19 protein-coding genes and 1 tRNA gene are annotated in these 19,098 nt (G+C 41.1%); 10 read left to right on the forward strand and 10 right to left on the reverse strand.

What is annotated here, in order from left to right; translation table 11 throughout:
* Positions 1–47: 47 nt before the first annotated feature.
* From Q4534_RS15640 to Q4534_RS15650, 3 genes are all read right to left on the reverse strand, one after another.
* Positions 48–656, reverse strand: a complete 609-nt coding sequence (locus Q4534_RS15640; RefSeq protein WP_303614083.1) for a DUF6134 family protein — start codon at positions 654–656, stop codon at positions 48–50.
* Positions 657–748: 92 nt separating this feature from the next.
* Positions 749–1,525 carry an alpha/beta fold hydrolase gene (locus Q4534_RS15645; protein ID WP_303614084.1) on the reverse strand — a complete coding sequence of 259 codons (777 nt, stop codon included), beginning with the start codon at positions 1,523–1,525 and terminating at the stop codon, positions 749–751.
* 247 nt (positions 1,526–1,772) lie between these two features.
* A complete protein-coding gene (locus Q4534_RS15650) occupies positions 1,773–2,402 on the reverse strand; it encodes a GDSL-type esterase/lipase family protein (RefSeq protein ID WP_303614085.1) in 630 nt (209 codons plus the stop codon).
* Positions 2,403–2,503: 101 nt separating this feature from the next.
* On the opposite strand from Q4534_RS15650, the gene Q4534_RS15655 reads away from it, so the two are divergent.
* Together Q4534_RS15655 and Q4534_RS15660 are read left to right on the forward strand one after the other, a co-directional pair.
* The gene (locus Q4534_RS15655) at positions 2,504–3,349 is read left to right on the forward strand and encodes a hypothetical protein (RefSeq protein WP_303614086.1); all 846 of its coding nucleotides are present in this window, start codon (positions 2,504–2,506) and stop codon (positions 3,347–3,349) included.
* Positions 3,350–3,398: 49 nt separating this feature from the next.
* Positions 3,399–4,052 (forward strand): class I SAM-dependent methyltransferase, encoded by a 654-nt coding sequence (locus tag Q4534_RS15660; RefSeq protein WP_303614087.1) that lies wholly within the window; start codon positions 3,399–3,401, stop codon positions 4,050–4,052.
* Here the strand turns inward: Q4534_RS15660 and Q4534_RS15665 are convergent.
* The 6 genes from Q4534_RS15665 to Q4534_RS15690 form a co-directional block, all read right to left on the reverse strand.
* Positions 4,001–5,329 (reverse strand): neutral/alkaline non-lysosomal ceramidase N-terminal domain-containing protein, encoded by a 1,329-nt coding sequence (locus Q4534_RS15665; protein WP_303614088.1) that lies wholly within the window; start codon positions 5,327–5,329, stop codon positions 4,001–4,003. The two genes, Q4534_RS15660 and Q4534_RS15665, sit on opposite strands and share 52 nt — an antisense overlap.
* A 23-nt stretch (positions 5,330–5,352) precedes the next feature.
* Positions 5,353–6,522: an AIR synthase related protein gene (locus Q4534_RS15670; RefSeq protein WP_303614089.1), complete on the reverse strand. Its 1,170-nt coding sequence runs from the start codon at positions 6,520–6,522 to the stop codon at positions 5,353–5,355.
* A 45-nt stretch (positions 6,523–6,567) separates the two neighbouring features.
* Positions 6,568–8,517, reverse strand: coding sequence for an OmpA family protein (locus Q4534_RS15675; RefSeq protein WP_303614090.1), 1,950 nt, complete (start codon positions 8,515–8,517; stop codon positions 6,568–6,570).
* Positions 8,518–8,538: 21 nt separating this feature from the next.
* Positions 8,539–9,027, reverse strand: coding sequence for a hypothetical protein (locus Q4534_RS15680; RefSeq protein WP_303614091.1), 489 nt, complete (start codon positions 9,025–9,027; stop codon positions 8,539–8,541).
* 179 nt (positions 9,028–9,206) lie between these two features.
* The gene (locus Q4534_RS15685) at positions 9,207–10,001 is read right to left on the reverse strand and encodes a (Fe-S)-binding protein (protein ID WP_303614092.1); all 795 of its coding nucleotides are present in this window, start codon (positions 9,999–10,001) and stop codon (positions 9,207–9,209) included.
* A 12-nt stretch (positions 10,002–10,013) separates the two neighbouring features.
* Positions 10,014–11,345 (reverse strand): 4Fe-4S dicluster domain-containing protein, encoded by a 1,332-nt coding sequence (locus Q4534_RS15690; protein WP_303614093.1) that lies wholly within the window; start codon positions 11,343–11,345, stop codon positions 10,014–10,016.
* A gap of 88 nt (positions 11,346–11,433) precedes the next feature.
* Here Q4534_RS15690 and Q4534_RS15695 point away from each other — a divergent pair.
* The 8 genes from Q4534_RS15695 to Q4534_RS15730 all read left to right on the forward strand — a co-directional run bounded on the left by Q4534_RS15695 (position 11,434) and on the right by Q4534_RS15730 (position 17,777).
* A tRNA-Phe gene (locus tag Q4534_RS15695) sits at positions 11,434–11,506 on the forward strand.
* A gap of 323 nt (positions 11,507–11,829) precedes the next feature.
* Positions 11,830–12,315 carry an RNA polymerase sigma factor gene (locus tag Q4534_RS15700; RefSeq protein WP_303614094.1) on the forward strand — a complete coding sequence of 162 codons (486 nt, stop codon included), beginning with the start codon at positions 11,830–11,832 and terminating at the stop codon, positions 12,313–12,315.
* A complete protein-coding gene (locus tag Q4534_RS15705) occupies positions 12,305–12,727 on the forward strand; it encodes a hypothetical protein (protein WP_303614095.1) in 423 nt (140 codons plus the stop codon). Before Q4534_RS15700 ends, Q4534_RS15705 begins: the two co-directional genes overlap by 11 nt.
* Positions 12,728–12,729: 2 nt before the next feature.
* Positions 12,730–13,260 (forward strand): DUF4252 domain-containing protein, encoded by a 531-nt coding sequence (locus Q4534_RS15710; protein ID WP_303614096.1) that lies wholly within the window; start codon positions 12,730–12,732, stop codon positions 13,258–13,260.
* Positions 13,261–13,285: 25 nt separating this feature from the next.
* Entirely contained in the window at positions 13,286–13,774 is a 489-nt protein-coding gene (locus tag Q4534_RS15715; RefSeq protein WP_303614097.1) for a DUF4252 domain-containing protein, read from the forward strand.
* 215 nt (positions 13,775–13,989) lie between these two features.
* Positions 13,990–14,598 (forward strand): superoxide dismutase family protein, encoded by a 609-nt coding sequence (locus Q4534_RS15720; protein ID WP_303614098.1) that lies wholly within the window; start codon positions 13,990–13,992, stop codon positions 14,596–14,598.
* Positions 14,599–15,298: 700 nt separating this feature from the next.
* Positions 15,299–16,453, forward strand: coding sequence for a N(5)-(carboxyethyl)ornithine synthase (locus Q4534_RS15725; RefSeq protein ID WP_303614099.1), 1,155 nt, complete (start codon positions 15,299–15,301; stop codon positions 16,451–16,453).
* Between the two features lie 256 nt (positions 16,454–16,709).
* Positions 16,710–17,777 (forward strand): methyltransferase, encoded by a 1,068-nt coding sequence (locus Q4534_RS15730; RefSeq protein ID WP_303614100.1) that lies wholly within the window; start codon positions 16,710–16,712, stop codon positions 17,775–17,777.
* 4 nt (positions 17,778–17,781) lie between these two features.
* Here Q4534_RS15730 and Q4534_RS15735 read toward each other — a convergent pair whose 3' ends face one another.
* Positions 17,782–19,092: an FG-GAP-like repeat-containing protein gene (locus Q4534_RS15735; protein WP_303614101.1), complete on the reverse strand. Its 1,311-nt coding sequence runs from the start codon at positions 19,090–19,092 to the stop codon at positions 17,782–17,784.
* Positions 19,093–19,098: the final 6 nt, after the last annotated feature.

Here is a 19,098-nt window from a genome sequence, read left to right on the forward strand (position 1 = left end):
TATCTTTCAATATACCCATTGTACACCTTATAAGGCTACTTTGATGCTTATTCTCTGCGTTTTACTTCGTAATTTTTTATGGGATTGTGCATGCTGACTGTTAGCATTTTCCCATTTTGAAAGTAATATTTGTTTTCATCACCCTCTATATGGGTGGTATAAATACCTTCACCATGAGATCTTATTTCGGAGAATTTACCTAAGTTTTCTGCCATCATCACTTTTATCCCTTTGGGTTCCTCAAAAAATAGCCTTACAGCACTATGGTGAATAGGATCTTTGATGATGTCTTCATGTTCATATTTATAACCATTTGCATCAATTTTATATTCATTCCCTTCCAGCCATATTTTACTTATAAAGTTTCCCCGATTTGTTTTTGAGCTTACTTTAGAATTAATGAAAACACCTTCGTGGTATTTTACCTCCGTGTGGTAGTCTACTTTAATGGTACCGAATAACCAAAAACTAACCTTGCTGTCTAGCCTGTAAGTGGTGGTATCCTGTGCTAAGGTTTTGGTGGCTTTCATTTGCCCGATGGTAAAACCTGCAAGTTTGATATCAAAATCAATTACTTCTTGGGCTTTTAGTGAGCTTGTAAGAAGAAAAAATACTGTAATAAATAGAAAGGTTAAAGCAGGTACTTTTATGGGCATTTTCTATTGGTTTAATGGATTGTGCTGATAGAAAGGTATGAAAAAGAGAAACCTTGACCAAGTCTCCTAAAGCGTGACAAAGCTTTTTTTACCTAATTGGTTTTTAAAAACTGTAAAGCGATGCTGTTGAAAGCTTCAGGCTGTTCTACATTGACCACATGTCCGCAAGAGGGAACTACCTCTAGCTGTGCAGATTGATGAGTTTTTACCAGTTTAGTGATGGTAGGCAAAAACATATAATCCTCTTCGCCCATAAGATATAGGGTGGGAACAGGGGTTTCTTTTATCCTAAATAAACTCAGCAAAGGGTTGACTCTGGAAGCAAGGCTAAACCATCTTATAAACTCTTTTTGATATAGTTTTTTTGCTTCCTTAACAAATAAGTACCTAGATGCCTTGTGATTTTTCCTTGGCATAATGATGAAAGCAAAAAGCTTATATAGGAGTAAGTATGGGATAACAGATTTCAGTAAAATCCCTAGACGCATCAGTACCTGCCCGCGAAGGTTAAGCTTCATTATGGCTCCTGCCAGCACCATTCTCGACACCCTTTCAGGGTATCTTTCTGTTATTTCCCGAATAATAATTGTACCCAACGAGATGCCTATGAAATGAGATTTTTCAATCTTCAGGTGATTTAATACCTCCATTACTTCATCAGAAATAACAGGGAAACTATATTTTTTTAATTTCTCGTAAACTTTGTCCTTGGATTTTCCATGGCCCCTTAAGTCCACCAACAATACATTGTATGATTTCTTAAAATCTCGAATTTGTTTAAACCAGATGGCACTGCTGCCTCCTGCGCCATGGACAAAGGTTACCCAAGGGGCATCTGGCTTTAATAGATATGTGGTGTAATGCAACATGAGGGATTATAACACGGAATTACCCTATATGGTTTAATCCCAAATTAAAATTAAAGAGAACCTGCTGGATATCAATCTTTTTTCAACCTGACTATTGAAAGAAACAGGGCCTTTTTAGCCGGGTAATTTAGGGCCAATTTAGCTTTAAAAACCTGCCAAAGTAAGGCCGATTACCTTTCAATTGGAAGGCAAAGCCGGCCCAATGTTGAAAAGGGCCGGCTTTGCTTAATGAATTCAAATAACAAGATTATTTGATGGCTTTGGCAACCAATTTTGCCATGATTTTATTGCCTTTGGTATTGGGGTGTACGCCATCAGCAAACAACTTCCCGTATTTTTCCATAGGCGTGTGTAAATCAATAAGTGTGGCTCCGGTTTGTTCTGCTGCCTGACGGATAAGAGGCACCATCTCATTGACAATTATTTCTTCAGTGATGTCAAAATTGGTTTTAAACACGGGAACAGGAAGACATACATAAACTTTTCCGCTAGCCGGCATACTTGCTTTATAAGTTTCTATCATTTCCACATAATCGTCAAGAAACTCATCTTTGTATTTCCAGTTTTGTGGTTTAGAATCATTGGTTCCTAATTTTATTACCAACACATCAGGTGCAAATTTTTTCACCGCTTCGAATTGGGGCTCTTCCCAATATGGGTGATCTCCCTTTTTCAATAAAGTACGTCCACTTACCCCAAAGTTGATCACTTGGTATTTATCACCTAACTGCTCCTGCATTTGAAGTGGGTAGCTGTCAGGATTGTCTCTACCGGGGCCTTGGGTGATACTATTGCCCACACAGGCAACTTTAATGGGTTCTTGGGCAAAAACTTGCTGACTGACAATTAACAAAAGAATATAAAATAACTTGTTCATGAATATTAGATTTTCTTAGAAAGTGGAAATTACATAATTTTTAAATGTTTTGATCCTTTCATTTCTTTAAATTGCATGTTACTAGGAATTTTTCTGTTACAATGAAATTGAAGCATTTGCTTATTTACGAAAAGATTAACCTCCTTTCTTTGGATGTGGTGGCAGGGGCTTGTTCAGGGATGTATTTTTTTGCTGATCTCATGAAAGTGGATTTGTCTTGGAAAATTTATTTACTTCTGGCATTGGCTGTTTGGTGTATTTATACCTTTGACCATTTATTGGATGCCAAAAAAGTGGAGAGGCCTGCCTTATCTCAAAGACATAGATTCCATCAAAACCACTTTAAATTTCTGATGGTATTGATGCTGATTGCCATTATAACGGGTTTGATTTTGGCTTTCCTGTTTTTGCCTTCGATTAAGTTGCTTGGCTCAGGATTGGCACTTGCGTTAGTGATCATGCTTACCATGACTTTTTTGCGCATTGCCGGTAAGAAAATGGCTGCCGTAAAAGAGTTTTCTACAGCTTTTTTTTATGTGGCGGGATTGGTGTTGGTCCCGATATTAAATCTTGACCATGCTTTCTCTTCTGCCAATTGGGCTTTCTTCCTAGGCGCCTACTTTTTACTGGCTTGGTTCAATTTGGTTTTTCTCTCTTACAGCGATGGAGCACAAGATCTGGCTGAAGGTCAAGCTTCCATCAGCACAGTCTTAGGCATGAAAGAAACACGAAAGTTACTTTGGGGGCTTTCTTTTATAGGTTTGGTTTATCTGGTGGTTCTTTTCTTGATTTTGCCCTCGTATTTTCATATTTACACCTTAATTTGGGGGTTGATGCTGCTGATGCATATTATCAGCTTTATGGAATCTCCGGCCAATGATACCATGAAAACAAGAAAGCGCCTTGAACTCTCCTTTTCTTTGCCAATCCTGCTATTATTGTTTTAACCCAAGCCAAGAAAATGAGTTATAAACATAAGAGATAGAGAAACATTTTATGAATGCTTATAATTTTGTTGCCCCATTTTATGATGCACTGGCCACTTTGGTATTAGGGCAAAAGTTTCATGGGAGCAAGTGGGCATTTTTAGATATTATTCAGCGGGGAGACACTGTTTTGGTAGTTGGAGGAGGAACTGGAGCCAATTTGCCGGATATTTTAAAAAGATGTGGTAAAGAAGGTAAGGTAATTTATATGGAGGCTTCGGAAAAAATGCTTGACAAAGCCAAAAAAAGAATCCCTCTCAATATTAGCGGCCAAGTGGAATTTATTTGCAGGGCTGATTTTAAATTTCAGGAAGAATGCAATTTTGATGTAATAGTCACTCAATTTTTATTGGACGTGTTGACAGATCAAGACATCACTGCACTATTTGAGGAGGTAAACCAAAGGGTAACTTCCGATTCCAAATGGTTGTTTTTGGATTTTTTTCCTGTGAGGGATAAGCAGTTTTTGATTCGGTTGATGATCACCTGCTTTGGTATTTTGACCCAACATCCAAGAAAAGAATTGCCTGATTACGCGGGTTTTTTCACTAAGGGAGGTTGGGTAGCAGCAAAAGAAATGTCCTTTGAAAAAGGATTTTACCAAGCAAAAGTTTATTTACCGGCACCAAAAGTGATCAAATCCGATACAATCTCTTTAAAATAATCACCATTGTAAGGCCCATAGAAATTCATATCTCTGGCTTCATAATAATCACCTGAATAGTATTTGTCAGGCGTTATATAGCCTATATATCCGCCATTAAAGGTGGTAATGAACAAGGAGAGACCAAGAGCTTGGGCTTGTTCCTCCCATGCCTTATAGAATACCCCTGAGACTTCACCGGAAGAAGAAATAAACAAGGCATCGCCTATCCTGACGACATCGAAATAAGCCGGATTATCCCCAATAGCCCAGTTAAAAAGCCAAGGTCTAAGCCGAATGTTATCACTGACCCTATAGTGGGGGGAACGAAGTTTTAACGGAAGCCTTGTGGCCAAAATCTGCTTGCTTGCGAGTGCTTTTTCGCTTTTATTTTCATTGACTACTGAGTCCAATGAAGAAGCATACTGCTTGATACTTTTAATATCATTTCCGGGTGCTTTGGGGCGGTGGCTGCCTACTGCACCAGCCGCAAAAACGGCAAAGTCATGCCTTTCTTCCATGAATTCAGAAAGGTAATAAGGGTAGTCTCCGGAAAGCCCCATAAACTTGCTGCTAAGGCAGGTAGCATGGGCACTGTAGGTTACCAATGAGCAGCTTTGTCCATCAGTGTTTTCTAAAATCAACTGCCGGATAAAAGGATCTATGGGGTCGGTTGCAATAAGTCTGTTGGATACAAAGTCTGCGGCTTCAGATTTTTTGGTGCGCAAGCTTATCGTGTCCATATTGGCCAAGGCTTTTTCCAGCGCCTTTAGTGTGCCGTTTTTAATGGTATTTACCAAGGGTTCATCCCATCCTCCCATGGCGATTTTCCCCACAGGTCCTGGTATGGTTCCACCCATTCCGCTATGGGTATGGGTGGCTGTAAAATAAATCTGGTCTACAGGTACTTGCCGTTTGGCTATGGCTTCTCTTAAAGTTAGGGCAAGCTCAGGGTGGACAATGAGTAACTCATAATTTAAGAAAGCCACCTTAAATTGCTCATTTCCTATTATGATGGCTTTTACAAAGCTACTGTCTGCCACGAATTCATAAGGCCCCCGTGGTTTATAGGCCACCAAGTTGGCGGGTTTATCCGGGGTTATATTCGCCTTGGCCCAGCCTCCTAAAAGATAGCCTTTATCTGACCCCTTAAAGGCCAACTTGCTGAGTTTTTCCTTGGTTTCTTTATAATAGGCAGTTTCCTTATAAGGGGTCCAATCCACCGTCGTGAGCGTCAGTAATCCCAAGGCCAATAAAAAAATGAAGCATCCAAGAATTATTTTTAAAAGGATTTTCATTGGCTCAAAGTTGGTTGGATACCTTATCCATCATAGGTGAAGGTGCCATGTTGGCTATTGACTGTAACTTTTTTTCCTTGGTAATCGGTTACCCTGCCAATTACTTTGGCTTCTACGCCAAAATTGGACGCAATGGCAATGGCTTGATCTGCATCTTTTTCATCCAGATAGACTTCCATTCTGTGGCCCATATTGAAAACCTTGTACATTTCTTTCCAGTCTGTACCACTTTCTTCCTGAATGATTTTAAAGAGTGGGGGTGTTTCAAATAGGTTGTCTTTGATGACGTGCAAGTTGTCAATAAAATGAAGAACCTTGGTCTGTGCTCCTCCACTGCAATGTACCAAACCGTGAATTGCCGCTCTATTTTCTTTCAATAAGGCAGCCATTATCGGCGCATAGGTTCTAGTAGGTGAAAGTACCAATTTCCCCATATCCAAAGGAGTGCCCGGTGCAGGACCGGTTAGGTCATAGCTTCCGGAATATACCAAATCTTCCGGTACGGAAGGATCAAAACTTTCAGGATAGGCAGACATCAGCCGCTTTGAAAAGACATCATGCCTGGCGGAAGTAAGTCCATTGCTTCCCATTCCTCCATTGTATTCGGTTTCATAAGTTGCTTGACCAAATGAGGTCATGCCCACAACCACGTCTCCCGCTTTTATATTGTCATTGGAAATGACTTCATTTCTTTTCATGCGGCAGGTAACTGTACTGTCCACAATAATGGTGCGTACCAAATCACCTACATCTGCTGTTTCTCCCCCGGTAAGAATAGCATTTACACCATGGTCTCTCAACATCTGTAATACCTCTTCTGTACCATTGATAATGGCAGCGATCACTTCTCCGGGAACAAGGTTTTTATTTCTGCCGATGGTGGAGGAAACCAAAATATTATTGACGGCACCCACGCAAAGTAGGTCGTCAATATTCATGATGATTGCATCTTGGGCAATTCCTTTCCATACACCTAGGTCACCGGTGGCTTTCCAGTAAAGGTAAGCCAAGGAAGACTTTGTTCCTGCACCATCAGCATGCATGATGTTACAATAGTCAGGATCATTGCCCAAAACATCTGCTACAATTTTGCAGAAGGCTTTAGGATACAGGCCTTTGTCCAGGTTAGAAATAGCTTGGTGTACGTCTTCTTTGGAGGCCGAAACCCCACGCTGCATGTACCTATCGTTCATAAACTCAGATTTGGAAAAAACAGATAAGGGGCAAAGGTAAGCATTTTACTCCGTGATTTCTATAACCTTAAACTCCGTTCTTCTGTTGATTTGATGCTCTTCTTCTGTTTGGGCATTTTCTATGATCAATTGCCTTTCTCCATATCCCTTGGCTTCCAACCTGTCTGCAGCAATACCTTGGGATACAATATAAGCTACTGCTGATTCAGCCCTTCTTTGAGAAAGATCATCATTGTAGGCATCTGTGGCCCTTGCATCGGTATGGCTACTTAACTCAATGCGTATGCCAGGGTTGTCCTTAAGAATTTTCACCAGCTTGTCCAGTTCAATGGCTGCATCAGGTCGGATATCAGCCTTATCCAAATCGTAATAAATGTTTTCAAGCACAATGGCTCTTTCCAGAATTAGCTGATCCAAAACTATGGTGGTATCTAGGGAAATATTGGTCACATCTTGAATTAGATCCTCTTCTGCCGGTGTTTTTCCGATGGTGGTATAAGGGATGCTTTTGGTGAAATAACCGGTTTTAGAAGCAATGATTGAATAGTTTTCATCGGGTTCTAGAGGGAATCTCAAGCGGCCTGATTGACTGCTGAGATCACCGTCTACCGTTTCATTTTTATCATCATAAAGCATTACCCGCACTTGAGGAAGTATCTCTTCCTCACCGTTTTCAGCAATGGTTTTGGTGACTACATTTAGCATTACATTGACCACTTTTGGTGCAGGTGTCATGTCTTTGAAGAAATAAATGTCATCATCCCCTTTGCCGCCTTCGCGGTTGGATGTAATGAATCCTTCTTCAGGATATTTGGTAAAGAAAATCCCAAAATCATCTGCTACTGAGTTGAAGTTGGAGCCAAGATTTAATACTTTATTCGCTCCGTCTACTTCCTTGTATACAAAGAGGTCTAACTTGCCATATCCGGGATGCCCGTCTGAGGAGAAATAAAATTCACCATTGGGCAAAGGTCTGGGGAACATTTCATTGCCGGGGGTATTGATTTCCGGACCCAGATTTACACCGGCCCCAAAGTTACCTGAAGCCATCTTCGTGGCTTTATAAAGATCCGATCCACCATAACCGCCGGGACGATTGGATGCAAAATAAAGGGTTTCTCCATCCGGACTAAAAGCCGGAGTAGAATTCCAGTACTCGGGTTCTCCATTCACTCCCATAAAAGCAGGCTGAGTAAATCCACTTCCATTAAATGTGGAAGAAAAAAGGCTAACTTCAGGCAGGTCACCTTTGCGGTTACTGTTGCCTCTTGCATAAACAATCGTGTTTCCGTCAGGGCTTATGGCAATTGCGCCTTGATTTAGGCCTGATTCATTTTGGAACTCAGTAAGGGTTTGTACTCCTTGTACATCCACATTAATGCCTTCAGCCCTGGTTTTAAATAAGCGGGTATAGCCTTGGCCTGAGCCAGTATACATGCCACTGGCACCTCTGGAACTGGTGAAGAACAATTGATTTTCACTAAGCACAGGTGCGTAATCCAATCCGGATGAATTCAGTAAGGTGTAATTCTCCAATTCATGATTGGGCCAAATGGGAGTAATGTCAGCAATTGCATCAATGTTTTGTATTTCCTTATTGGCAAGCGCTATTTTCTCGTCGTCCATTGTCAGCGTCTTGGCTGCTTCAAAGGCTTCCTTAGCCGCCTCATATTCACCCTTCCCTTTTAGGCTCTTTCCCTTATGGTATTGACTGTCGAAAGTAGCATCTGCTTCATTGACTTTTTCATAGTATTCAGTGGCTTTTTCTATTCTGTTAGAAAGCCTGTAACTTTCTGCGATATAGAAATTGGCTTCACTGTTGTCCGGCTCGTTTTCTAACAGTTTGGAATAGGAAGCAATGGCCAGTTGGTATTCACCGGTGTTGAACTGGGTCTGGGCTTTTTGTTGCAAACTGGTACAAGATGCCTGTAGCACAAGCAATAAAACAGGAAGTAAACAGCGGCTTGCAGGAAGGGTGAACTTTATGTTTCTCATACTATTTTTTCTCTGGCAGTATTAATGAGCAAAGTATTTTTTTAGCCAACTGTTATTGGCTTCAATAAGCCATTGTTCATTCAAGTCCGAAATTTTATTGACACTGGGATTAAACATTTTGCTGGTAGACTTTAATGAACCGGCTGAAACGTGATTTTTAATTTCAGGCAAAAAGGCCACCCTAACATTTTCTCCATCCATATAGGCCACCTTGCCACTGTCTAGCAAATTCAGATTTAATTTAACCTCTATCTCCCGAATGATTCTAACAGAGCTGTCTATGGAGCATCCGCTTGCCCCCAACTTGCTTTCATCTACAGAAAGAATGATAAATTGGTCAAGCCTAATGTCAAAAGAACTTGGCATCTCTGCGCCATGAGTGTTCCATTGGTTACAGAAAGCAACGAGTTTAGAAATTATCCAAACTTTTTCCTGCTCCTCAAAGGGCCGGTCTGCCTGGTAGACCCAAATTCTCGCCTCTTTTGGCATATCATCAAATGGTACGTACATAAATGGCTCTTTTAATTTGTTAACAGAATCAAATTTACAAATTTAACAGGCATAGCTGCTGCTTTTTTATTAAACGAAGATAGATTCATTATGATACAAAATCTTTTTTAAGTTCCCTCAAAAAAAGAATAAAACCTAAAAACTGATCCTTTACACGACGAACAATATCCTTTTTTTGTCTATAATTGTTGGTCTTTTACAATCAATTCAGCCAAATCAAGCACATTTACCTCTGCCTCTTTTTCCTTGTTTTTCACCCCATCAGTCATCATGGTCAGGCAAAAAGGACAACCCACTGCAATGGTTTTGGCTCCTGTTTGCAAGGCTTCTTCGGTGCGTTCCACATTGATGTCTTTTTTTCCGGCTTCCGGCTCCTTAAACATCTGCGCACCACCTGCGCCACAGCAAAGCCCTTTTGATCGGCAACGCTTCATTTCCACAAGTTCCATATCCAAGGCCTTGATGACTTCCCTGGGGGCCTCATATACATCGTTGGCCCTGCCCAGAAAGCAACTGTCATGAAAGGTAATTTTTTTACCTTTAAATTCGCCCCCATCTTTCATTACAATTTTGCCCTCATGGATCAACTCTTGCAAATACTGGGAATGATGGACTACCTCGTAATTACCTCCCAAAGCCGGGTATTCATTTTTTATGGTGTTGAAACAGTGTGGGCAGGCAGTTACGATTCTTTTTACTTGATAGCCGTCCAATACCTGAATATTGCTCATGGCTTGCATTTGGTAAAGAAATTCATTTCCTGCTCTTCTGGCCGGATCACCGGTACAGGTTTCTTCGTCTCCAAGTACGGCAAAGTTCACGCCCACTTTATTTAATATTTTAACAAATGCCAGGGTTACTGCCTTGTAGCGGTCGTCAAATGAACCGGCACAACCCACCCAAAATAAAATCTCCGGCGTATCTCCGGAAGCCATTTTTTGGGCCATGGTAGGGGCTTTATAGGTATCACTCATAATATCGTTCGTTTACTTTTCTTCTTTGTTTAAATCTGCTGCCCAGTTAAATCGGTCCGTTGGGGGGAATTTCCATGGAGCAAAGCTGGTCTCAATATTTTGGAACATGGCATTCCACTGTGCAGGGCTGCCACTTTCTTCCATGGCTGTATATCTTCTCAATTCGATGATAATGGCCAATGGATCGATGTTTACAGGGCAGGCTTCTACACAGGCATTGCAGTTGGTACAGGCATTGATTTCTTCTTGGGTAATATAATCACCCAATAAAGATTTACCATCATCCAGCCCTTTTTTTCCGGCAAGCAGGTTTTGGCTCACTTCTTCAGCCCTGTCTCTGGTGTCCATCATTATTTTTCGTGGAGACAATTTCTTGCCCGTAAGGTTTGCCGGGCATTCTGCCGTACAGCGGCCGCATTCCGTACAGGAAAAGGCATTCAATAGGTTTACCCTAGACAAGTCGTTGACGTCTTTGGCACCAAAGCGACCTATCTCCGCCGCTTCATTGGCAGCTGGTTCTGCGGCCATACCCAACATCATTTTGACCTCTTGAGTGACGCTATCCATATTGTCCATTTTTCCTTTCGGCTCCAGGTTGGAATACCAAGTGTTTGGAAAAGCAAGGAATATGTGCAGGTGTTTGGAGTAAGTGACATATATCGCAAATGCTAAAATGCCAATGATGTGAAACCACCAGGCAAATCTTTCTATCAATACCAGCGTTCCGGAGTCTAGCCCTTCAAATATCCCTTGGATACTTTCGCTTATCCAAAGGCCTCCCAGTGGGATATAGCCTCCAATGCCTCGATAGGCCAAAATCTGATCAGTAGCATTCATGGTCAGGATGGCCAGCATCAAGACAATTTCAATGATGAGGATAAGGTTGGCATCCAACTTTGGCCATCCCTTTAACTCGACCATATTTAGCCTAGGCACCTTGGTGATGTTTCTTCGTACAAGAAAGACCAGGCAGGAGAGGAGTACTCCAAGGGCCAGGAATTCAAAGAAATTCATGGCAATGGAATAAAAGCCGGCCAGAAAAGGAGCAAAAACCCTATGGGTTCCTGCGATACCATCGATGATAAACTCCAAAACTTCCAAGTTGATGATCACAAAAGAAACGTATATCACCAAGTGAAGAAGGGCCGGAATTGGGTTTTTGAACATCTTCTTTTGCCCAAAGGCAACCAGCAACATGGTTTTCCATCGTTCACCGGGATTGTCATTGCGTGCTATGGGTTGACCGAGTTGGATGGTTTTTCGGATATAATTTATTCTCTTGTACAAAATATACCCTGCTGTACCTAAAACCAATAAAAAAAGCACTTGTGGTAAGCTACTCATATTGAATGTGTTAATAATTTTCCACGATTTTTTTAATTAAATTGCTTGTACAAAAGTAACAAATACCTACCTTTGCATCACTTTCAGCGGTGATGTAGCTCAGTTGGTAGAGCATCGGACTGAAAATCCGTGAGTCGGTGGTTCGAGCCCACTCATCACCACAAGCCCTGGTTTTACCAGGGCTTTTTTTTTGTCCTTTATTTCTTGCCGTTGATTTTCGCTATTATGCATGCTTATTTTTTATCTTTCCTTTGAGTAGGCAAATTAATAAATTGTTAGGAGGCAAACTATATTTTTTATTTTTAACAGGGATAATCCCTCGGATTTGTAGGGAATGCTTGGCGCTGTGTCGCTAATTTAACAAACCCTGAAACCAGGCTCTTGTTTGGATAGGTGTCTTGTAATTTTCCCAGAATGCTGTAATTATTAAAAAATAATTTCTGAAAAGTGTAACCTTTTTGTTTTTCGATCATCATCTTACTACATGAAGTCCTTTTTTGAATCTCATTTATGGCCCTTAAAAAACCGGCTCTATCGATTTGCCATACTATGGTTAAAGGATCGGGATAAAGCGCAGGATGCGGTGCAGGATACCATGTACAAAGGATTTATAAATCAGGAATACCTTGCCACTATTAGTAATCCTACCGGATGGATGGTGAAGACCTTGAAACATGAAGCCCTTCAGCAAATTAGGGAAGCTGGAAAGTGGGAAACGATGGATGATGTCGGCGATTTGGCCATGGAGGTTTCACCTGAAGTGGACTTTAGCCGGAAGACTAAAATGGTTTTTAAGTTTATTGAAAAACTTCCTGAGCGACAGAAGGAAATTTTCTTTCTCCGAGAGGTAGAAGGACTTACACATAAAGAGATGGCGACTTATCTGGAAATTAACGAAGGGCAAGTAAAGGTAGAATTGCACCGGGCAAGAAAAAAATTGAAATCATTTCTGGAAAATTATGGAAAATAAGCACAAGGATTTGTGGGAAAAATACTGGAAAGGAGAAACCTCAGTGGCGGAAGAAAAAATACTTTTCCAAGCACTTGAGGAAGAGCCGGAGGATGGAGAGTTAAAAACTTTCTATTCGGGGATTCAATCCTTACGGGCAGAGCGCCCAAAAGGAATTCACCTGCCTTTACAAAGCTTCCTCTGGCAGAAAATGGCGGCGGTTATGCTGGCTTTCCTGACAGTGGCAGCTTGTTGGTGGGGCTACCGCAGCTATGAGCAGGAGCAAGAAGCCCGCGCCTACCGGCAAGTGGTGGAGGCTATGGGTAAAATTCAGTTTAACCTCAAGAAAGGCACCAGTCATCTGGAAAGCATGGAAAAGATCAAATACCTCAATTCAGCTGCGAATTGGTATGAAAACGATAAAAACAATTAGCGATGAAAAAGACAATACTCTTGGCACTTTGCCTATTGCCCTGCTGGCTACAGGCACAGACTGAAGTGATAGAAAAGTTTTATGAGAAATACCGGCAGGATGAACGTTTTTCTCGGGTATACATCAGCCCGAAATTGATGCAAATGGCCGGAGGGTTTCTCAGTTCCAATATGGAGCAAGAGGATGAAGATGCCGAAAATCTTATGGAATTGATCACCAGAATCAAAGGGATAAGAATTCTCTCTGCAGAAAAAATAGGTGGATTGAGCTTGTTTGATGAAGCCATGGGAGAACTAAAAAAGAACCTTTACGAGGAACTGATGGATGTGAGGGACAAGGAAAGTTCCCTGAAATTTATGGTCAGAGAAGAAGGAGGGAGGATCAAGGAATTACTTATGGTATCGGGGTCCACCAGTGAATTTACCTTTATAAGCATGCTGGGGGATTTTACTTACCAAGACCTTAACATGCTTTCTGAAAACACCAATTTGCCTGGAATGGAAGAATATGGCCGGGCAAAGAAACAAAAATAAACAATCAACATTTAATCATTGTATCATGAATCGATTAGCAATTATTGCAGTATTGACCCTCTTTATTTCAGTTCCCGGTGCAGTACATGCGCAAAGCAAAAGTGTAGACCAATTGTACAAGCAATACAAGGGGCAAGAAAATTTCTTTCATCTGGATCTTGCCGGAAATATTCTGGATTTTGCCAAAGGCTGGAATCTGGAAATAGAAGAGGCCAATCTGGATGCCATTACTGAAAGCATAGAGCGGGTGAAATTCTTTAAGCTTCCAGTAAGTGGTTCTCGCGCACTGGCAGATTTCCGCAAGCTAAGCAAAGGGCTGGATAGGGAACGCTATGAGCTGATGATGGACGCCACAGACAAGGACAGTGGGCTATCTATTTATTCCAAAGGAAAGGATGCTGTCGATGGTTTGGTATTGATGATCAGGTCAGACAATGACAAGGAATTCATGGTCATAGAGCTGGAAGGACGTTTTGATCAAAAAACCTTGGCCAAGGTGGGCAAAGCCATTTGATTGCTCACCGGTCTGGTGTAGCCGAGCTTTTTTAGGACCAAAAGACGGCTGCAAATCACCCCAAGTCTGCTTGTATGGATAATAAAGGGGATTTTGCACTCAATATAATCCGGTATTAGTTTTATTATATCTGTTTATTGTTATAAAATATTTGAAAATATCGTCTTTTGGCATAGTTTTTCCTTGATAGTAGATTGAAATAAACTACTATGATTATGAAGACATTTAATTATTTTCTCTTTATCGGAGCAGTATCTCTGGCAGTTGCCTGTGGGCCCGGAGCCAATAATTCCGAGGAAAGTGCTACCGATAGACCAGAAATTACAGAAAATCAGATGGACAATATGGAAAGCGAAACCGATACTGCCGAGCAGACAGCCATGGCTGTACTCTCAGGAGCTAGTGGGAGTGAGGTTTCTGGGACGGCTACCTTTACGCAGACCGCCGAAGGAAAAGTTAAATTGGTATTGTCAGTAAACAACTTGTCAACCGGAAAGCATGCGGTTCATTTGCATGAAAACGGAGATTGCAGTGCTGCAGATGCTACTTCAGCCGGGGGACATTGGAACCCTGAGGGGGAAGAACACGGCAAAAGAGGAGAAGGTGAATTTCATGCCGGTGATATAAATAATTTAACCGTAGGTGAAGATGGCCTAGGATCACTAGTGATGGTGGTAGATGGATGGTCTATCGGTGACGGGGAAGATTCAGATATCCTAAACAAAGCGGTAATTATTCATGCAGAGGCTGATGACTTTACTTCCCAACCTTCCGGAGCCGCCGGATCAAGGGTAGCCTGTGGAGTAATACAGGAAAATGGTTAATACATATAATTATTAATCATTTCGAAAAGTTGGTGTAGAATTTAGCGTACAATTTGTTCTATATTAATAAGTAATTTTTGATGGGCTTTTTTGTCCTACCAGAGAATTTTATGAAATGGTAGGTTCTATAAAGTTCATTATAGCTAGGCCCAATGGATTGCACCATTGGGCCTTTTAAATAAATTGGTCTTTCATTTTCCTGAAATATGCAATAGACAATCTATTACGTGTTACGTGCTGAAATCGCTTCGAAATCAGCCACTTCATTGTTACTTTCAATTTCACCATAGCGGTACTATGCTAAAATCTCCAAACAGCTAGATTTTCTTGCGTTTGCAACACTTATCACGAATCCCATTACAGAATCCGGGTTTAATATTTATAGAATAGCGTAGTAATGAATTTAATTAAAGTACCTTTGATTAAGTAATATTGATTTTAAGCAAATTACCCATCTTCTCTAATTTAATAACGGAACGCTGATATTTTACTTTTTTCAGTTTTTAACCCGATTGGTAGCATGTGAATATCTTTGGATGACACATCAATAGAGATGATGAGGCTTAGGATTTTAATTTTTTATTTAACACTAGAAGCCAACTTAATGCCTGGAAGCTAGAATTACGATTGAGAAGTAATTTAAATCCAGCGTTTTGCACCTGTCATTGCCTTGCAGTCCGCTATTAAGCTTAAAAATTATATGGCTTTATTAACAATGGGAGTAATTGGAACTTCAAAAAAAGAAGATGAAAGAAGGGTACCAATACATCCGGAACATTTAGAGAGACTACCGGAAAAAATTCGGAAACAACTTGTATTTGAAAAAGGGTATGGATTACCTTTCAATAAATCTGATCAGGAAATATCCGCACTTTCAGGTGGTATTGCTACAAGAAGGGAATTGTTAGCAGATATTGGGTCTGTTATTATCGCAAAACCTGTTCTTGCAGACCTCGAGGAGCTTAAAACAGGTGGTCTACTTTGGGGGTATCCCCATTGTGCCCAACAAAAACAGGTAACTCAAATCGCTATAGATAAAAAGCTGACCCTAATTGCTTTTGAAGATATGTATGTTTGGAGTCCAAGCGGGCAAATAGGCAGGCATACATTTTATAAAAATAATGAAATGGCTGGTTACTGCGCAGTTATCCATGCCTTGCAATTGAAAGGCATAGATGGGCACTATGGTAACCAGAGAAAAGTAATCATTTTGAGTTTTGGAGCTGTCAGTCGAGGAGCAATATATGCCTTAAAGGCCCATGGATTCCGCGACATTACCATTTGTATTCAAAGGCCAGATCATGAAGTCAGAGAAGAAGTATTAGATGTACATTATTCCCGCTTGCGAAAAGGAGAAAAAGGGGAGGCGAGATTAATTGTGGTGGAACATGACGGGACAGAAAAGCCTTTTATTGATTTAGTTAATGCCTCAGAAATTATAATTAATGGAACTTATCAGGATACTGACGATCCCATTAATTATGTGCTAGAAGAGGAGCAATCAATGCTAAAACCAGGTTCACTATTTATCGATGTCAGCTGTGATGAGGGAATGGGGTTTTATTTTGCTAAGCCTACCACTTTTAAAAATCCAATGACCAGTATTGATGGCATAGATTACTATGCTGTTGATCATACTCCAAGTTATTTTTGGGAAAGTGCTTCGAGATCTATTTCAGCAGCTTTAATTGTTCATTTACCTATTGTGGTCGCAGGTAGAGAAAATTGGGATGGGAGTAGTACCATTAAAAATGCCATCAATATTGACGAAGGATTAATTGTCAAAGATCACATTCTTAGGTTTCAAAACCGCCAATTTCCCTACCCACATTCAATTTATCCAACCCAAAAATAACCCTACGAAAATTAATTCCCAAAAGCATTAAAACTTTAATCTTTATTAAAAAGAATTAAACATTTAAGTTAAACCCGAAATATGCAATAGATCTTTTATTCCGTGCTGATATCGCTTCAAAATCAGTCCCTTCGTTGCTGTTTTCAATTTCACCATGGTGTTGCTAGGCTAAAATCTCCAAACAGTCTGGTTTTTCGCAATTGCGACCCTGATCACAAATTCTTTTGCATAATCCGTGTTAAAAAACAAATAAAGTATGACTAAAGCTATTCACCTTAATAAACCCGAGCCTTTTGCCTTTGAAAGACCATATGCCAATTTTAATGAAGGGTCAGATGTTTTGCTTACGATTCAATTGTTAGAGGCAGGTAAGCCGATTTTAATTGATGGGCTCTATAGCAATGGATTGAAGTTACTAAAAGCGCTTAAGACCCATCTACAAAAAAGGTTTACTCGCAAGTCTTTTCAAGACGAGTGCGAGTACCGTGCTGCTTACCACAAGCTTTCCAATCTTGTTTTGATAGAAATTGCAGGGAATAAACTGGCGCTTAAGAAGGCCCCTTTTATCGGTTGGTTGGAAGAGTTGTATCCGGAAAAAAGTGATTTCTTGCTGACTTTTCCTCAAGTACAGGGACTAAACAGTTCCTGGGAATGGTACAAAAATGGGATTTCCATTCCAGTGCTAAGGAATAAATTACACCCTTATTATGGCACCTATTTCCCAACCCGATTTGATCATTTGGTGCAGTTTGACCAGTGGCTAAAACGCTATACCGGCCCAAAAAAGACGGCCATAGACATTGGCGTAGGAAGTGGTATTCTCGCTTTACAAATGGTGCAGTACGGCTTCCAAAAGGTTTTTGGAACAGACAGCAATCCCAATGCGATCGTGGGGTTGAAAGCCTTTATGGGAGATACTAAATTGTCACGAAAGATAGAGTTGGATCTGGGACATCTTTTCGGAAAGTGGGAAAAACAAAGCGAACTTATTGTTTTTAATCCTCCTTGGCTACCTTCAACCAATGAAGTGAGAAACCTAGATACTGGCATCTATTACAATGAGAAGCTGTTCCCTGAGTTTTTTGCAGAGGCAAAGAAACGCTTGTTGCCCGATGGTAAACTGCTGCTTTTGTTCTCTAACCTGGCTCAAATCACGGAGCTGACCAAAGAACATCCAATAGAAAAAGAACTGGCTGAAGGCGGTCGTTTTCAATTGGCAAGATGCTTTAATAAATCTGTAAAGCCAGCCTCAAAGAAAACCAATCGAGACCAGAACTGGCGTGCTGAAGAAGTGGTAGAACTTTGGGAGCTGACACACCTATAAATCTTTATTGAGGCCTGAGAAAAAGGGTATAGAGTGTTCCGGTGCCCCCGGCACCACCGCCAAAATTGATGGCGATAGAACCATCGCCCTTTAAATCGCCCACATAAGAAATGGAACGGGAGAACCGGCCTTCTGCAGTCAAGTGCAGGTCAAAACCACCTTCAGTATTGTTAATTCTGGTAAAGGATTTTACCGTTTTATCCTGATTCAGGTAGAGAATATAGCCCCAGCCTTCATATTGCTGGTTGGCCCCGGTAATCAGATCTTTAATTCCATCTCCATCTATATCCCCAACGGCACATAGTGCATGTCCAAAATTGGCACCACTGGTTCCGTTGGGATTTAGTCCTGTAGTCAAGAAGTCTGTAAAACCCCCAATTCCCTCAGTGATCTTGACTTTGGAAAGGACCTCATGCGTAGCATTGTCCAGAGACAGTATCCAAATTGCTCCTTTTCCTCCATCCGACATAAAAGCACCGACGGCCAATTCATTGGTTCCATCATTATCTATGTCCCCCAATAGGGCGACTTCTCTACCACCAAACTGGTCGCCATTTTCAAGTCCTTCACCAAACCCGCCTTGGGTAGAACTGATCCTTACCCTTTTGCCGTATTCTACCTCCGAGCTTGCGTTCAAAAACAGAATGTCAATGGCTCCCCGCTGCTCACCCCCATCATCAGAACCGGGATTACAAGCTACCAAATCTATGCGGTCATCATTGTTGATATCGCCTATAGCAGACAGGCCATTGGCAATGATGTTGCGGTTTTTTACATAGTCTTTGACTGTTCCGTCCGCATTGAGATGGATTATGTACAAGGAATTATTGGGAGGCACAGGAGAGGCTACGGCAATGTCTGGTATGGCATCTCCATTGTAATCGCCAATGCCTGCTACTCCATAACCGAAGAAGTTTCCTGCGTTTAAATTGTCCGTAAAGTTTCCTTCCAGCATGGAGATCTTTTGATTGGCTTGGACTGATCCATCCTTGTTCATAAATAAAATATAGACGGCTCCTGCATCCACAGCACCATCATCATCAGAGCGGGCGCCCACAACATAATCTATGACACCATCTCCATTCACATCTCCTATTTTGTCATGATCCCGACCAAATCTATCTCCCCCTTCTAATCCGGCAAAAAAGCCCCCGGAGCCTTCGTTTATCGTGACATTCCCTTCCGCCTGGTAAGGATAATTTGCAACAGGAGGATCAGTGTCTGTTGTATTATTGCAGCTAGAAAGCAGTGCTGCAAGTGTAAAAAAGGTCAATAAAAGGCAATGCTTGGTAAAAACAAGTGTTTGAAAATTCATGTGCTA

This window comes from Cyclobacterium sp. 1_MG-2023, from assembly GCF_030546805.1.
Classification (GTDB): domain Bacteria; phylum Bacteroidota; class Bacteroidia; order Cytophagales; family Cyclobacteriaceae; genus Cyclobacterium.

Excerpts from the sequence above, each read along its gene's own strand:
- Q4534_RS15640 (WP_303614083.1), bottom strand. The coding sequence starts at position 656 with ATGCCCATAAAAGTACCTGCTTTAACCTTTCTATTTATTACAGTATTT.
- Q4534_RS15645 (WP_303614084.1), bottom strand. The coding sequence starts at position 1,525 with ATGTTGCATTACACCACATATCTATTAAAGCCAGATGCCCCTTGGGTA.
- Q4534_RS15650 (WP_303614085.1), bottom strand. The coding sequence starts at position 2,402 with ATGAACAAGTTATTTTATATTCTTTTGTTAATTGTCAGTCAGCAAGTT.
- Q4534_RS15655 (WP_303614086.1), top strand. The coding sequence starts at position 2,504 with ATGAAATTGAAGCATTTGCTTATTTACGAAAAGATTAACCTCCTTTCT.
- Q4534_RS15660 (WP_303614087.1), top strand. The coding sequence starts at position 3,399 with ATGAATGCTTATAATTTTGTTGCCCCATTTTATGATGCACTGGCCACT.
- Q4534_RS15665 (WP_303614088.1), bottom strand. The coding sequence starts at position 5,329 with ATGAAAATCCTTTTAAAAATAATTCTTGGATGCTTCATTTTTTTATTG.
- Q4534_RS15670 (WP_303614089.1), bottom strand. The coding sequence starts at position 6,522 with ATGAACGATAGGTACATGCAGCGTGGGGTTTCGGCCTCCAAAGAAGAC.
- Q4534_RS15675 (WP_303614090.1), bottom strand. The coding sequence starts at position 8,517 with ATGAGAAACATAAAGTTCACCCTTCCTGCAAGCCGCTGTTTACTTCCT.
- Q4534_RS15680 (WP_303614091.1), bottom strand. The coding sequence starts at position 9,027 with ATGTACGTACCATTTGATGATATGCCAAAAGAGGCGAGAATTTGGGTC.
- Q4534_RS15685 (WP_303614092.1), bottom strand. The coding sequence starts at position 10,001 with ATGAGTGATACCTATAAAGCCCCTACCATGGCCCAAAAAATGGCTTCC.
- Q4534_RS15690 (WP_303614093.1), bottom strand. The coding sequence starts at position 11,345 with ATGAGTAGCTTACCACAAGTGCTTTTTTTATTGGTTTTAGGTACAGCA.
- Q4534_RS15700 (WP_303614094.1), top strand. The coding sequence starts at position 11,830 with ATGAAGTCCTTTTTTGAATCTCATTTATGGCCCTTAAAAAACCGGCTC.
- Q4534_RS15705 (WP_303614095.1), top strand. The coding sequence starts at position 12,305 with ATGGAAAATAAGCACAAGGATTTGTGGGAAAAATACTGGAAAGGAGAA.
- Q4534_RS15710 (WP_303614096.1), top strand. The coding sequence starts at position 12,730 with ATGAAAAAGACAATACTCTTGGCACTTTGCCTATTGCCCTGCTGGCTA.
- Q4534_RS15715 (WP_303614097.1), top strand. The coding sequence starts at position 13,286 with ATGAATCGATTAGCAATTATTGCAGTATTGACCCTCTTTATTTCAGTT.
- Q4534_RS15720 (WP_303614098.1), top strand. The coding sequence starts at position 13,990 with ATGAAGACATTTAATTATTTTCTCTTTATCGGAGCAGTATCTCTGGCA.
- Q4534_RS15725 (WP_303614099.1), top strand. The coding sequence starts at position 15,299 with ATGGCTTTATTAACAATGGGAGTAATTGGAACTTCAAAAAAAGAAGAT.
- Q4534_RS15730 (WP_303614100.1), top strand. The coding sequence starts at position 16,710 with ATGACTAAAGCTATTCACCTTAATAAACCCGAGCCTTTTGCCTTTGAA.
- Q4534_RS15735 (WP_303614101.1), bottom strand. The coding sequence starts at position 19,092 with ATGAATTTTCAAACACTTGTTTTTACCAAGCATTGCCTTTTATTGACC.